The sequence below is a fragment of the Halobacillus sp. A5 genome, from assembly GCF_024189315.1.
In the GTDB taxonomy this organism is placed as follows: Bacteria; Bacillota; Bacilli; order Bacillales; family Halobacillaceae; genus Halobacillus_A.
Genome location: NZ_JAIZEO010000002.1, coordinates 309,525 through 324,335, shown reverse-complemented (window position 1 = coordinate 324,335; position 14,811 = coordinate 309,525). Strand labels below are relative to the sequence as shown.

12 protein-coding genes, 1 pseudogene and 1 riboswitch are annotated in these 14,811 nt (G+C 43.7%); of the genes and pseudogenes, 7 read left to right on the top strand and 6 right to left on the bottom strand.

Annotated elements, in window-relative coordinates; translation table 11 throughout:
- Positions 1-1,938, bottom strand: coding sequence for a cytochrome aa3 quinol oxidase subunit I (qoxB, locus tag LF822_RS09805; protein ID WP_253923848.1), 1,938 nt, complete (start codon positions 1,936-1,938; stop codon positions 1-3).
- A 20-nt stretch (positions 1,939-1,958) separates the two neighbouring features.
- A complete protein-coding gene (gene qoxA, locus LF822_RS09800) occupies positions 1,959-2,936 on the bottom strand; it encodes a cytochrome aa3 quinol oxidase subunit II (RefSeq protein ID WP_253924255.1) in 978 nt (325 codons plus the stop codon).
- A 414-nt stretch (positions 2,937-3,350) separates the two neighbouring features.
- Positions 3,351-3,528, top strand: a riboswitch (Lysine riboswitch).
- Between the two features lie 129 nt (positions 3,529-3,657).
- On the opposite strand from qoxA, the gene dapA reads away from it, so the two are divergent.
- The 6 genes from dapA to LF822_RS09770 all read left to right on the top strand — a co-directional run bounded on the left by dapA (position 3,658) and on the right by LF822_RS09770 (position 11,747).
- Positions 3,658-4,545: a 4-hydroxy-tetrahydrodipicolinate synthase gene (gene dapA, locus LF822_RS09795; RefSeq protein WP_253923847.1), complete on the top strand. Its 888-nt coding sequence runs from the start codon at positions 3,658-3,660 to the stop codon at positions 4,543-4,545.
- Between the two features lie 535 nt (positions 4,546-5,080).
- On the top strand, positions 5,081-6,268 hold the full coding sequence (locus LF822_RS09790; RefSeq protein WP_253923846.1) for a M20 metallopeptidase family protein: 1,188 nt from the start codon (positions 5,081-5,083) through the stop codon (positions 6,266-6,268).
- Positions 6,269-6,281: 13 nt separating this feature from the next.
- Entirely contained in the window at positions 6,282-7,589 is a 1,308-nt protein-coding gene (locus LF822_RS09785) for an amidohydrolase (protein ID WP_253923845.1), read from the top strand.
- On the top strand, positions 7,582-8,835 hold the full coding sequence (locus LF822_RS09780; RefSeq protein WP_253923844.1) for a M20 family metallo-hydrolase: 1,254 nt from the start codon (positions 7,582-7,584) through the stop codon (positions 8,833-8,835). The genes LF822_RS09785 and LF822_RS09780 overlap by 8 nt, the downstream gene beginning before the upstream one ends.
- Positions 8,832-10,136 (top strand): helix-turn-helix domain-containing protein, encoded by a 1,305-nt coding sequence (locus LF822_RS09775; protein WP_253923843.1) that lies wholly within the window; start codon positions 8,832-8,834, stop codon positions 10,134-10,136. Before LF822_RS09780 ends, LF822_RS09775 begins: the two co-directional genes overlap by 4 nt.
- 87 nt (positions 10,137-10,223) lie before the next feature.
- Positions 10,224-11,747, top strand: coding sequence for an AbgT family transporter (locus tag LF822_RS09770; protein WP_253923842.1), 1,524 nt, complete (start codon positions 10,224-10,226; stop codon positions 11,745-11,747).
- 115 nt (positions 11,748-11,862) lie between these two features.
- Here LF822_RS09770 and LF822_RS09765 read toward each other — a convergent pair whose 3' ends face one another.
- Complete coding sequence (locus tag LF822_RS09765; protein ID WP_253923841.1) at positions 11,863-12,147, bottom strand: hypothetical protein; 285 nt, start codon at positions 12,145-12,147, stop codon at positions 11,863-11,865.
- A gap of 133 nt (positions 12,148-12,280) precedes the next feature.
- Here LF822_RS09765 and LF822_RS09760 point away from each other — a divergent pair, with 133 nt between their 5' ends.
- Positions 12,281-12,751 (top strand): divergent PAP2 family protein, encoded by a 471-nt coding sequence (locus tag LF822_RS09760; protein WP_253923840.1) that lies wholly within the window; start codon positions 12,281-12,283, stop codon positions 12,749-12,751.
- A 190-nt stretch (positions 12,752-12,941) separates the two neighbouring features.
- Here the strand turns inward: LF822_RS09760 and LF822_RS09755 are convergent, their stop codons facing one another.
- From LF822_RS09755 to LF822_RS09745, 3 genes and pseudogenes are all read right to left on the bottom strand, one after another.
- Complete coding sequence (locus tag LF822_RS09755) at positions 12,942-13,247, bottom strand: hypothetical protein (RefSeq protein WP_253923839.1); 306 nt, start codon at positions 13,245-13,247, stop codon at positions 12,942-12,944.
- Positions 13,248-13,320: 73 nt separating this feature from the next.
- Positions 13,321-13,454 (bottom strand): annotated as a pseudogene (locus LF822_RS23065) (IS1595 family transposase); the annotation flags it as partial.
- Between the two features lie 237 nt (positions 13,455-13,691).
- Positions 13,692-14,765 carry a branched-chain amino acid aminotransferase gene (locus LF822_RS09745; protein ID WP_253923838.1) on the bottom strand — a complete coding sequence of 358 codons (1,074 nt, stop codon included), beginning with the start codon at positions 14,763-14,765 and terminating at the stop codon, positions 13,692-13,694.
- Positions 14,766-14,811: the final 46 nt, after the last annotated feature.

Sequence of the window (14,811 nt, the reverse complement as noted above, 5' to 3'; positions counted from 1 at the left end):
TTATAACCCCCTTGTCGAGCGTTCAGTACGCTTGATTTCATCAATTTCTACATGGAAGCCTTCATCATAATCGAAGGAACGGATCACCATCATGACAACTCCGGCAATTAATCCGGCAATAGCCATCCACATCCATTCGAAAACAACTCCGAAGCTTGCTACAAACAGGAAGGCCATCATGATAAACGGCTGACCTGTGTTACTAGGCATGTGAATCGGTTCCAGTTTATCTTCATCAAATGTTGTTTTTCCTTCTTCTTTCAACTTTACATAAGCATCCATGCTGTTGATATGCGGAACTGTTGCAAAGTTGTAGAAAGGAACCGGTGTAGGCGTAGCCCATTCAAGCGTACGTCCGTCGTCCCAGCTGTCTCCTGTTTTCTCGCGCTCGCTGTATCGGTAGCTGTAAACAACCGTGAATACGAAGATCGCAAAACCGATCCCCATGCCAAAGGCGCCGACACTGGAGATAATGTTAAGCGGCATCCATTCTGGAATAATCGTAAACACACGACGCGGCATCCCGTCCAGCCCTGCAAAGTACTGCGGGAAGAAACAAACGTGGAAACCAATAACAAAGAACCAGAAGCTCCATTTCCCAAGTCGTTCATTAAGCTTGTGGCCAAACATTTTCGGATACCAGAATACAAGTCCTGAGAAACAGGCAAATACAGTACCAGCAATCAGCACGTAGTGGAAGTGAGCCACTAAGAAGTATGAGTTGTGGAACTGGTAGTCAGCAGAGGCCATTCCGAGCATCACACCCGTGACCCCGCCGATAACGAAACTAGGGATAAAGGCGAGAGACCACATCATCGCGACGGTATTATTAATCCGCGATTTATACAGCGTCCCGAGCCAGTTAAATATTTTCACACCTGTCGGCACAGCAATCAACATCGTTGAAATGGAGAAAACTGAGTTAACAAATGCGCCGGCACCCATTGTGAAGAAATGGTGCACCCATACTAAGAAGCTGAGTCCGGCGATTAGAATAATCGCCCATACCATAGCTTTATAACCAAATAACTGTTTACGGGCAAAAGTTGCGATAACTTCCGAGAATATACCGAATGCAGGTAAAATTACGATGTATACCTCTGGGTGACCCCACATCCAGAACAGGTTTGCCCACATCATCGGCATACCTTCACCTGTTAAAGTAAAGAACTGAGCACCGAAGACTCGGTCAAGCGTCATGAGAGCTAAAGCCACAGTCAGAATAGGAAACGCAAAAACGATAATAAATGAAGTAATCAGAGTAGACCATGTAAAGATCGGCATCTGGAACATCTTCATTCCCGGCGCTCTCATTTTCAAAATCGTTACCATAAAGTTAATACCTGTTGCAAGGGTACCTATACCGGACAGCTGCAGACCCATAAGGTAGAAGTTCTGCCCTGGTCCGGGACTCATAGCTGCACCGGCAAGCGGCGTATAGCTCGTCCAGCCAGCATCAGGCGATCCGCCGATAACAAATGAAATGTTAAACAGCATCGCACCAAATAAAAACGACCAGAAGCTCAGAGCATTTAAATATGGAAATGCTACGTCACGCGCACCAATCTGCAGCGGTACGACAACGTTCATTAAACCAATGAGAAACGGCATCGCCATGAAAATAATCATAACCGTTCCGTGAGTTGTAAATATTTCATCATAGTGCTGAGCATTCAGGAAATTCATGTTCGGGAAGGCAAGCTGAGTACGCATCATAAGCGCATCGGCCCCGCCACGGAACAACATAGCTAAAGCACTGAGAATATACATAACACCTATCTTTTTATGATCAACGGTTGTTAACCACTCACGCCACAACCAACCCCATTTTTTAAAATACGTTAATATAAATAGGATCGCGGCAGACACGAGGGCGATGGAGACCATCCCCGCGTATATGAGCGGTTCACCCGTAACGAAAAATTCATCAAGTTGCATAGTTGCTCACCTGCTTTCTTTTAATGACTTTCATGATCCTCTTCATTCTCTTCGTCCATGAAATCTTCGGCCTCATGATCACTGTACAAGTGCATCAGCTCGCCGTATAAGTCATAGTGACGGTTCACCGCATAATCACGTCCGTCATTAGTGCCGTGATCGACCCATTCTAAGTGAGTGGAGGAATATTCAGCTTCTGTTGTTAAACCAGGCTCGAGTAGTTCATCATACTCTTCCTGAGACAGCTCAGGAGCTTCATTCTGAGTTTCCTCAACCCAGGCATCATAATCTTCTTCACTCTCGGCGTAGACTTCAAAAGTATGTTTTGTAAAGCCTTCACCATTAAAGTTAGAGTTTCTTCCATCGTAAACTCCTTCTTCATCTGCCTGCAGATAAAGGGTGTTCTCCATTCCGGCCATGTTATACTTCTGTCCGCCTAATTGAGGGATCCACATTGCTGCCATCGAGTCGGCAGATGATAATTTAAATTCAATCGGCCGGTCAGTCGGAATGTGTAAGTAGTTTACGGTTTCTATGTCTTCTTCCGGATAACTGAAGAACCATTTCCAGTCTGCCGCTGTGGCATGAACGACAAGCGGTTCTTCCTCTGTATCCTCTGTTGCAGAATCAGTAGACTCAGGAGGCTTCTCTAACTCAAATAACGTGTTCACCGTAGGAATACTTAATGCAACGACAATGACGAATGGGATGATCGTCCAAACGATCTCGATCATCGTATTTCCATGCATATGTGGCTCATAGTCGCTTTCCTTACGGTTCGGGTTTGTGTCACGATATTTGTAGACAAAGTATCCGAACGGCACAAACACGACGACAACTATAAATAACATGAGGATAATAGAATAGATAATCAAATCGCTCTGAGTTTGAGCTACAGGACCCTTCGGATCAAACACAGCCATCTGACTGCACCCGCTCAAAAACAATACAAGGCTGAGCGGAAGTAAGATCAGTCCTCTTTTGAAGAATTGCTTCATGCTTTTCACTCGGTTCACTCCTTTTTCAATTTATTTAAAGGCTCTGCCGCATAATAAATTAATGGATTGCACTTTAACTGAAAGTAGTATAGCAAAAATATGACGAATTGAAATAATGTTAATGAAATTGTCATTGATCGCTCACATATTTTTATACTTTTGACGAAAATTTGTCACTTTTTTGGAAAAAATTAAGAAGAATAGCGGGGATCAGCAATCTTAAGAAAGAATTATGCGCCAATTAGTCATTATATCTGTAAGTAACCTTATCTATTCATTACAAAACCTAGAAGAAAAAATCCTAAATATATTTTCTTCTCTAACAGGAAAAAGAAACTAATATCCCCCTTGCTATAATGAGGAAATTCTGTTATAGTTCAGGCAACTAAATACTTTCTTCCTTCAATTCATTGAAGAGAGGATAGAGGTGCAAAGACCATTAGTACACAATGTGAGAACTATGAGATTCATCGACCATTGTGAAAAGGGGGATTTGCCGAAGCGGAAAGAACTCATATTCTGGATGCTGGTTCTGCTGTTGAATAAACACGGGACTGTCATATAGGAGACTATATGGAGGGCTATCTTTGCAGGAAACGATGCGACAATTAATCGATTTCTTCAGCAACAGCGATTCCCTTCGTTGTTGCTTTTTTGTGCTTATACTTAAAAGCCCATTCCATCTCTGTATGTATAATTTTTAAGAAAAGGGTGTGAAGAGATGAACTTTGGCCAGGTATTAACGGCAATGGTCACCCCATTTGACCAAAAGGGCGAGATTGACTTTAATGCAACAAGGACATTGGTTAATCATTTACTTGCGAACGGCACGGATGGATTAGTCATTGGAGGAACAACTGGTGAATCACCAACGTTAACTTCTGAGGAGAAAATGGAGTTCTATCAGTATGTAGTGAAGATTGTAAATGGACGGGTCCCTGTCATAGCAGGAACAGGCTCCAACAATACTCAAGCTTCTATTCAATTAACACGAAAAGTTGAGGAGACGGGCGTAGACGCCGTGATGCTTGTTGCTCCATATTACAACAAGCCCTCCCAGGAAGGATTATTTCAGCACTTCAAATCAATCGCTGAATCAACCAGCCTCCCCGTTATGTTGTATAACATTCCAGGAAGAAGCGCTGTCAACATGGAGCCGGACACGATCGTTCGCTTGTCCGAACTAAATAATATTGTTTCCGTTAAAGAATCAAGTGGAGACTTGGATGCTGTTACGGATATCATCAGTCGTACATCCAATAAATTTTCGGTTTACAGCGGTGACGATGGTATGACTCTGCCCATCCTTGCTATTGGCGGAACTGGAGTTGTATCAGTCGCCTCTCACATTATCGGAAATGAAATGCAGCAAATGGTTCACAGCTATAACGACGGTGACGTTCAATATGCGAGTGCAATGCACCGCAAATTACTCCCTGTAATGAAGGCGTTATTTACCGCTCCAAGCCCGTCGCCGGTTAAAGCAGCACTGAACATGAAAGGAATATATACAGGCGGCGTCCGCCTGCCAATGGTTCCATTAACAGCTGAAGAGAAAAACGAACTGCAAAAGATGCTTCCTGATCATAATATTGAAGCTGTCGGCTAAGGAAACAGCCCCCAGAGATAACAACCTGGGGGCTGTTTTTATTTTGTTGAGAAACCATCGTTTTCTCTTTCATCTAGAAAGTGTTTACACATTACTTGCAGAATACGTAGGAAAGGGTTCTAGGAAACGACTCCCTTTCCATGACCCTACATGATTATCAGCGGTTTTCTATTTATATCCGCGATTCAACGCACCGACCATGCTTTCTCAACCTCCTGCAAACAGCCCCATAAATAAACCAGGGGGCTGTTTTACTTTTAAACTTCCTATTGATTATACTCCCGGCTCTCTTCTAAATTACACTTAATCATACATAAATCTTCTATATTACGCAGGGAGCTCATCTTTTATAGGTCGTCACCACTTTCCAACTCCAAACAGTCGACTCCAGCCGGATATAACCTGCAAAACAATGCATAATTTTAATTTTTCTGAAAAATTCGTCGAATAGGGGTGCAATTTAATTTCTATCTGTTATAATACATTAATAACGGAACATTAAAGGACAATGTCCTTAAATAAAGGAGGTTCTTTTTTGGACACCATCAAAGAATTAATCACACCTATAGAAACGGAAATTAAAGAAATTCGCAGAGCCTTGCACAAAAATCCAGAACTAAGCAATGAAGAACATAAGACTTCTTCATTAGTGAAAGACAAATTAACGGAATACGGGATTCAATGGCAGTCCGGGTTCGCAAAAACCGGGGTCCTCGGAATTATTAAAGGGGCAAAGCCAGGCGGTACAGTCGCTTTGCGTGCTGATATGGATGCTCTCCCTATACAGGAAGCAAATGACCATGAGTTTGCATCTGCAAATAAAGGAAAAATGCATGCCTGCGGCCACGATGCGCATATCGCCATGCTGTTAGGTGCAGGAGCCGCTTTACAGAAAATACAACAAGACATCCACGGTACTGTCCTGCTCGTCTTCCAGCCGGCAGAGGAAACATCACCTTACGGAGGTTCGCAGCCTATGATGGAGGATGGAGTCTTTGATGAATATATTCCTGACGTTATTTTCGGCCAGCATGTGTGGCCGGGCCTTCCTGTTGGTCAGGTAGGGATTCGTGACAATGAAATGATGGGCGCTTCGGATCGTTTCAAAGTGACGGTTAAAGGAAAAGGCGGACATGCGAGCATGCCTCATGATGGAAATGATGCATTGATTATTACGAACCAAATTATTTCAAGTCTGCAGACGATCGTCAGCCGTAATGTCAACCCGCTTGACTCAGCAGTCGTAACCATTGGAAGAATTGAAGGCGGATACAGCTACAATGTGATTCCTGACGAAATCACTTTTGAAGGAACAATCCGCACGTTCAAAACGGAAGTAAAAGAAAAAGTGAAGCAAAGATTTCACACGATTATAGAACAAACGTGTGAAGCGTTCGAGGGATCCTCTGACATTCAATACTTTGACGGTTATCCCGCTACGATAAATACACCTGAATGGGCAGAACAGGCCCGGATCTCTGCTAAAAGCATCCTGGGAGAGGCGTCCGTTCCTGAAGTAGACCCGGCTCTGGCTGGAGAGGATTTTTCAAGATTTTTATTAAAGTATCCCGGCGCTTTTATATGGCTTGGCACTCAAATTGAGGATGCGGAGAACCAGAAGCCTCTTCACGACCCAGGATTTCTGCTAAACGAAAAAGCATTACCGATCGGTAGTGAATTTCTAGCAAAGGTAGCTCTCGATACACTTAACACTCTTAAATAAGGAGCGAGGTACAATGGCTGTTCAGCCTAGTGGATTTGTAAAACAAATAGAGCCTTACCTGAATAAATGGCGGCGGCATCTGCACCAATATCCTGAATTAGGGTTTACGGAATATTACACCACTTCCCTGCTCGGAGAAGAGCTTAAAAAGCTTGGATTCACAGTTTATTCAGGCAGGGAGGCTCTGGAGACCGAAGCCCGTTACGGTGTGCCAAAGGCCAGCGAGATCAAAGCAAATGAAAAAAGGGCTATTGAGAACGGCGTCAGTGAAGAATGGATGGATAAGATGCGTGACGGTCATACAGGCATAGTGGCTGTTTATGACACGGAAAAAAGCGGCTCCCACCTTGCCTTTCGCTTTGACATTGATGCCCTGCCGATTGAAGAAGCCGAGCAGGCAGAGCATATCCCTCATAAAGAAGGGTTCGGTTCCAGGTACAAAGGGATTATGCACGCTTGCGGGCATGACGGCCATACGACAATCGGACTTGGACTTGCCCGTTTTATCGCAGAAAATCACGAGCATTTAAAAGGAAGGTTCACCCTCCTCTTCCAGCCGGCTGAGGAAGGTGGCCGCGGAGCCAGAGCGATGACGGAAAAAGGCTGGCTTCAGGGAGTGGATGAATTTTACTCCGGGCACATCGGTATAAATTCGCTCCCTGTCGGTACAATTGCTGCTACAACGAGAGGGTTCTTAGCTTCATCAAAGCTGAATGTTTACTTTAAAGGTCAATCCTCCCATTCAGGCATGAAGCCCGAAGCCGGACGAAACGCATTACTTGCAGCAGCAACTGCAGCTACTCAGCTGCACGGTATTTCCCGCCACAGTGACGGCATCAGCAGAGTGAATGTAGGGAAGCTCATTGCAGGGAATGGACGGAACATCATATCCGACCGCGGTTACCTCGAATTAGAAACCAGAGGAGAAAACCAGGATATTAATCAATACATGCAAACCGAAGCACGACGAATAATTGAAGCCTCCGCCTTGATGTATCAAGTCGAAGCTGAAGTCGAATTTGTTGGAGAAACTGAAGAAGTAAAGTGTGATGAATCGCTGATCCCGTCAATTACGAAGGCATGTGAATCCAGTGAATTCATTACAAGGGTGGATCCTTATGCAATGGTTTCGGGTTCCGAGGATGCGAGCTTTATGATGAATGCAGTACAGGCGAATGGCGGTAAAGCAACGTACATGCTGTTTGGTACTTATCTGCCGGATAACCATCACTCACCGAACTTTGATTTTGAAGAAGAGGTCCTGCCTGTTGCAGTGGATGCCTACATTCAGATTGTGAAAGGAGTGAGCGAAATTGGCTGACTTGCACGCCTGGCTTGAGACCCATTTATTAAAGCTTAATTTAGTCAATGAAATGGACTATGAGCAAGGGTTCTCCCGACTCAGCTATACAAAAGAAGAGAAACAATCCCATCAAGCTTTTCAAATGATCGCACAATCACTTGGTTTGACGACAACAACAGATCAAGCCGGCAATCAATGGGCCACATGGACAGTTAAGGAAGATGCCCCCACTGCTGCCGTCGGTTCACACGTAGATACCGTTAAAAATGGCGGAGGCTACGACGGTGTGGCTGGCGTTCTCACAGCACTGGCAGCCATAAAAATACTAAAGGACCATGAATTTCAACCAAAGAAAAATATCAGCATTATCTGTTTTGCCTCTGAAGAATCGGCCCGTTTCGGGGTCTCCACAATTGGAAGTAAATCCATATCCGGATTACTGGATAAAGACGACATCGCACCTGTTAAAGATGCAGAAGGAATAACGATTAAAGAAGCAGTAGAAGACTTTGGACTCCCGTGGGAGAAGGTGGGTGAAGCTGAACTTTCAGAACAAGATTTGGAAAGCTTTCTTGAACTCCACATTGAACAAGGTACTCAAATCGAAGACAACCAAGCCGATTTAGGAATAGTACGGGGAGTGGCCTGCCCGATCCGTCTGCAAGTCAAAGCTGTAGGCATGGCGAACCATACAGGTACAACCCCGATGAACCGCCGATTCGATGCATTTGCTGCCATTGCTCCCCTGGTTGCTTTTGTCGAGGAACAGGCCAGCCTGCTCAATCGCGAACAGGACATTCCGCTTGTAGCGACTGTAAGCACAGTACAGCTTGAGCCTAATGTGATGAACGTCATTCCTGGTGAAGTGACACTGGGAATCGACATACGAAGTGTCAACGACTCCTTGAAGAGAGAGTTGGCGGATCGAATAGCGGCCTACTGTAAAAAAATCGAAGAAAAGCGCAGCGTCCAAATCAAAATCAACACTCTGGTCGACAACCCATCCGTCTTTTTAAACCCTCAAGTACATGAGAGGCTTACTCATGTCACTGAGAAAATGGGCTTAAAGCCTTTTACAATGGATAGTGGAGCTGGTCATGACGTGATGAACATGGCTCATAAATGGCCTTCCGGGCTGCTGTTCATCCCTTGCGAACAAGGAATCAGCCATCACCCTAAAGAATTTGCTTCAATTAAAGACTTAGCTAAAGGTTCTCAAGTGATAGCTGAGTATTTAAAAGAAGAAACGGGTGAGGGTCATTGAAGACTAAAATCGGTGTCATTGCCCCTCACGATTCTTTACAGAGAATCATGTATGTGGCCAAAGAATTCGAGGACATTTCCTTTGTCCCTTACCCTTATGAACAACTGGAAGAAGTATCTGCAATCTTAAAGCAGTACCGAAATGATGTGGATCAGTGGTTTTTCTCAGGGGTGTTGAATTATACGTACGCTATGGACCACAATTTGATTACCACTGAGGAAGGAGCCTTCCCCCCTCTTCACGGGGCCAGCTTTTTCGGAATACTTCTGGAAGCCCAGCTTAACTCAAACCAAGTTTTCAGACATGTAAGCATCGATACTATTACCAGCAAAGAGTTCGATAAAATTCTTTCCTATTACCAACTGGAGGAATTAACCTATTACACCCACCCCTTTGAAAGCAACAAAAGCACTAACGAACTCGTAGAATTTCACACTGAATTATATGACCAGGGTAGGGCGGAAGTTGTTATTACTTCCATTCAGGATGTTTATCTCCAGCTTAGGGAAAAGAACATCCCGGTCTACCGTGTAACGCCCTCCTATTTATCTATTAAAATGATCATACAGTTTTTAGAAGAACGTGCACAGTCTAATCTCTACCGTAACTCGCAGGTAGCAGTTATCGGCTGCCGAATCGAAATGGAACCGGATAATCTCGAAGAACTTTATTATTCGTTTAAAACTAAATACCAGGAATTAGATGTCAGACGGCAGCTTTTCGAAATTGCAGAAAAAACAAACGGCTCCGTGATGCAGATGGGAGACGGTTTGTTTTTCATTTTCACTACCAGAGGAGAGCTGAGTATAGAGACAGAGGGGGACTTATTTTCCTTAATTGATGAGATTCATTTACAAACCAATCTGCAGGTGAAAGTGTCCATTGGATTTGGCGAAACCGTCCTTCAGGCCGAACAGCACGTACGGTTAGGCTTCCGTCACATTAAAGACTATGAGAAGCCTACCCTGCTGGTGGTAGATGATGATCAATCGATTACTGCCAAGCAGCAGGAAGATGAGATTAACTACCGCACCACAGAAATCGGCCAATCCTGGAAGGAAAAAATGAAGGATGTCAATCTTAGTCCGGGGGTGGTATCAAAGATAACAGCTTATGCGAACCATTATCGGCGGGAGCAGTTTACCTCTCAGGATTTAGCCCGCTGGATGAAAAGTACAGAGAGAAACGGCAGGCGGATCCTTGCAGAGATGGAACGGGTCGGAATCGTTGAACAGTCCGGTGAAGCACAATCCGGCGAAAGAGGAAGACCTAGAAAAGTTTATCAGTTTACAGGGAATTAATAGAGAATAAACAATACGACGACATCAGTTTTAATAAACAGATAAAATTAAAGAAAAACTTCCTAAATCGAAGAAAGGGTGAAAGACATGAGTAAGACGACTGAAGAGAAACAAAACAAAGGAATGACCAGATTCCTTAATGGAATAGAAAGAATGGGTAACAAACTGCCCGAACCGTTCATGTTGTTTGTTTATTTAGCCGGTTTCATCATCTTATTTTCCTGGGTTATATCTCTATTCGGCGTTTCTGTAGAAGAACCAGGGACAGGAGAAGAGATTGCAATTAAAAGTCTTGTCTCCGGGGAAGGCTTAGAATATATTTTAACTTCCATGCTCGATAATTTTACCGGGTTTGCACCGCTCGGCCTGGTCCTCGCTATGATGCTCGGGATTGGACTTGCGGATAAAGTAGGATTGCTGGAAACGGCTATTAAAAGCACCATTCTAAAAGCACCGAAATCTTTAATCACGTATGCAGTAATCTTTGTCGGAATTATGGGTAACATTGCATCCGATGCAGCTTTTGTTATTATTCCACCTCTGGCTGCGATGGTTTTCTACACGATTGGGCGTCACCCTCTAGCTGGTTTAGCAGCAGGCTTCGCTGGTGTAGGTTCTGGTTTTACAGCGAACTTTATGATTACTGGTACAGATGCATTACTTGCCGGGATTTCAACCGAAGTTATGGAAAGCTTAGATTCTAATATTACCGTCACACCTGTTGATAACTGGTACTTTATGATTGCCTCAGTCATTGTGCTGTCGATTACAGGTGCACTAATCACCGAAAAAATCGTAGAGCCGCGCCTCGGTAAATATGAAGGTGAAGGCGGCAACGAACTGGAAGAGAGCTCCGCACTTGAGATGAGAGGGTTCCGAAATGCTGTTATTACAGGTATCGGCTTTATTATCGTACTTGTCATTGCCATTGCCTGGCCCGGTTCAGCGTTACGCAGTGAAGAAGGCGGACTGGTCCCATCTCCATTCTTAGACGGGATTGTTCCGATCATCCTCTTCTTCTTTATTGCGATTGGGTTAGCTTACGGGATTACAGTTAAAAAGATTAAATCGTCACGTGATATTTCCGGGTTTATGGGAGAAGCGATGAAGGATATGTCCGGCTTTATCGTCCTCATCTTTGCAGCTGCGCAGTTCATCGCTTACTTTGATTGGTCTAATATCGGTACGTGGGTAGCTGTAAGTGGTGCCAATGCCCTCCAGGCGCTGGATATGACAGGGCTTCCTATTGTGGTTGGTTTCTCAATCCTCACTGCATTTATGAACCTGTTAATCTTCAGTGGGTCTGCCCAGTGGGCTCTGGAAGCACCGATCTTTCTGCAAATGTTCTACTATTTAGACTATCACCCAGCCTTTATTCAAGCGGCCTACCGTATTGCCGACTCTTCCACAAACATCATTACACCGATGAACCCTTACATCATCGTTGTGCTGGCGTTTATGAGAGAGTACAATAAAAAAGCCGGCCTGGGAACGTTAATTTCATTAATGCTTCCTTACAGTATTATTTTCTTTACTGTATGGGTCATCCTATTACTCGTATTTGCAATTTTCGGTATTCCATTTGGACCGGGGATTGGAGTAAATCTATAATTTTTTTAAGAAGCCGCGGAGCTGCTCCGCGGCTTTTTTCAGCTTGTTTAGAAACCCCTGTCATAGATGATGGCAGGCTGTCAGGAAACGACTTCCGTGTAATACAGTCTTTTTATTAAACCGCTTTAACAACTCTCTTTTTTTGACCACATCGTTCACATTGATAGACAGCAGCCGAGGGTGTTGATGCATCCCAGCCCGTCTGTTTATTTTTATGAAGACCGATCCTGCACAAAAAGCTTCGCCCCCTCCTTGTTATTCCTCTTGCTAAACTAACTAAAATAATGCCGGCTCCTGATATCAGCAAAGGGAGCAGCACGCCGGATGAATCCACAGAAACCCAGAGCAGGAACCCTATTACTATAAACAAAACCCCTGCTGCCTGTAACCTGTGCAGCATTATATCGTCCTCCTCTCCTTATATCACTTCCCTTATACCTCTAACTCTAAAAATTTGTAAAAACCTGAATAAAACATGTCATGAGGGGTATGAATCATAGATAGGCAATTTCGCAATTAATGGAGGGGTCGGAATGAACAGAGGCATAATTACTTCACTTTCTGCGATTATCATCGCACAAGGGTTAAAAATAGCAACCCATAAAAAAATCAGCGGGAATTGGGACTGGAAGCCAATTCTTCAAACGGGCGGCATGCCGAGCTCCCACTCTGCAGGCGTCGCTTCACTAGCTACCTACGTAGCAGCTAACCGTGGAACGAGGCATATCGAAACAGCACTCGCTGTTGTATTCGGTACTATTGTTATGTATGACGCTCAAGGTATACGGCGGCATACAGGCGAAATAGCGCGTTTAGTTAATGATCTTGAGGATAACATTGAGGCAATATCAACGGATTATCCAAGTTTAGAATTTGTGAAGCAGGAAAAAGAATTGAAGGAGCTTCTCGGACACCAGCCGGCTGAAGTGGCGGTAGGTGCTCTGTTTGGATTCTTATATGGGTTAGCTTCTGCTAAGCTCGAAGACCGTAAGCATGGTGAATAATTATGATGAAAGAAGCCTGAACCAGTCGATGGATAGGCTTCTTTGTCTGTTGGCTGTGTTAACGGCAAAACTTCTACAAATCAGGTAGTTTTTTTATTGTTATTGGCTTGTTAAACCAAAGCCCCTTTAATTTAAGTACTTCATTTCACATTTTATTCCACAATTGCACCCGATTACGGAAGACAGGAGTTTATGAATGACTTTCTCCTCTTTTACTATAAATTTCATATGCAACATACCCAAATAGTAAGCCTGTTCCAGCTCCTAAGGCAATCGTAGACAGTAAAGAGATTGGGAAAAATATGCTGAGGAGTACACTAAAAACACAACCAGTCATCATTCCCAGTGGTATTAAACTATCTAATAAATTTTGAGCTCCCTTTGATTTTTTCTTGCCCAAGGTATTCTTCTTATATTTATGTTTCATTCTCATAACTACAAATACTGCAATTCCACCGACTAATACAACAGGAAGTAAAATACGAACAATTTCCATATTACCCCTCCTTTCTTCCGCTTTTATAATAATTCATTTATACATAATCCGTTAATTGAATAAGAAACTGTGTTTATATCGTGAATTTAGATAACCTAAGCGTATCATACGTTCCTATGTTTTGTATTAATTTCCATTTAATAATCAAGTCTACAGGGTTCATTGATGCCGAATGGATTCTAATACTTGGAACCAACCACAATAGTTGAGTATTTCTCCTGCCTAACAATACACTCAGGACAATGATAACCACCCTTATTTCTGCGTTCAGCTATCAGTTCCAGTCGAGGAAGATGCAGTAAGAGCCTCAATTTAATAAACACGTAAACGATGTTTTTCTGTCGGGTTTAGTTTTTGATTTATCACCAACCTCCCCCCTGCTTAGAATAATTCATTAGGCATAAAAAAAGTGCCTGACTCAACCTAATGGCCAGGCACCTTAAATTATTTAACTTCGATCACCCATTTGTAATGGTCTTCAATGTTACCTCTCTGAATACCGGTAATCGTGTCATAAAGCTTTTGAGATAATTCTCCAATTTCGTGATTGTTGATCGTCATTTTCTTTCCGTCCCAGTTCAGCTCTCCTACCGGCGAAATAACTGCTGCCGTCCCTGTTCCGAACGCTTCTTCTACTTCACCACGCTCGTATGCTTCATGCAGTTCATCAATCGAGATTCTTCGTTCAACTACAGGCACGTCCCACTCTCGTAACAGCTCAAGAATCGACATACGGGTAATCCCTTTAAGGATGCTTCCACTTAGAGCCGGAGTGACGACTTCTCCGTTTATTTTGAAAAAGATGTTCATGCTGCCGACTTCCTCTATGTAGCGCTTTTCTACGCCATCCAGCCACAGCACATCAGCACTTCCTTCTTTATAAGCACTCGCCTGGGCCTGATACCCGGAAGAGTAGTTTCCTGCTGTCTTCGCCATACCGGTACCGCCTTTTACAGCACGGGTAAATTCGTTTTCTACTTTAATTTTCACCGGATGAATCCCGCCTGAGAAATAAGAACCGACCGGAGAAAGAATGATCATGAACTTGTACGTTTTGGATGGAGCTACCGCCAAATTAGGATCCGTCGCAATAATAAATGGACGAATGTAAAGCGATGTCCCATCCGTAGACGGAACCCAGTCCTTTTCGATGCGGACTAATTCCTCTAGATAGCTCATTACCTCATCCTCATCAATGGGTGGAATGCTGAGGCGGTCACTTGAGCGGTTAAGACGCTCGAGATTTTTTTCGGGTCTGAATAATAGAATACGGTCTCCGTCTGCGCGGTAAGCTTTCAACCCTTCAAATACCGTCTGCCCGTAGTGAAAAATCATTGCAGCTGGATCAAGCGTCACTGGCTCATAAGGAACGATGCGGGGCTCGTGCCACCCTTTCCCTTCTGCATAATCCATAACAAACATATGGTCTGTAAAGGTCTGGCCAAAGGAAATTTGGTCTTTTTCAGGTTTTGGTTTTAAGTTTGTACTTTTGGCAATAGTCAGTTCATTAGCGCTCATCAGCATAGCTCCTTTTGTCATTATTATAGGAAGTCCGCTTATTTAA

Bases quoted from the DNA above. Each gene is read 5' to 3' on its own strand.
- qoxB (WP_253923848.1), bottom strand. From the start codon at position 1,938: ATGCAACTTGATGAATTTTTCGTTACGGGTGAACCGCTCATATACGCG.
- qoxA (WP_253924255.1), bottom strand. From the start codon at position 2,936: ATGAAGCAATTCTTCAAAAGAGGACTGATCTTACTTCCGCTCAGCCTT.
- dapA (WP_253923847.1), top strand. From the start codon at position 3,658: ATGAACTTTGGCCAGGTATTAACGGCAATGGTCACCCCATTTGACCAA.
- LF822_RS09785 (WP_253923845.1), top strand. From the start codon at position 6,282: ATGGCTGTTCAGCCTAGTGGATTTGTAAAACAAATAGAGCCTTACCTG.
- LF822_RS09770 (WP_253923842.1), top strand. From the start codon at position 10,224: ATGAGTAAGACGACTGAAGAGAAACAAAACAAAGGAATGACCAGATTC.
- LF822_RS09765 (WP_253923841.1), bottom strand. From the start codon at position 12,147: ATGCTGCACAGGTTACAGGCAGCAGGGGTTTTGTTTATAGTAATAGGG.
- LF822_RS09760 (WP_253923840.1), top strand. From the start codon at position 12,281: ATGAACAGAGGCATAATTACTTCACTTTCTGCGATTATCATCGCACAA.
- LF822_RS09755 (WP_253923839.1), bottom strand. From the start codon at position 13,247: ATGGAAATTGTTCGTATTTTACTTCCTGTTGTATTAGTCGGTGGAATT.
- LF822_RS09745 (WP_253923838.1), bottom strand. From the start codon at position 14,765: ATGAGCGCTAATGAACTGACTATTGCCAAAAGTACAAACTTAAAACCA.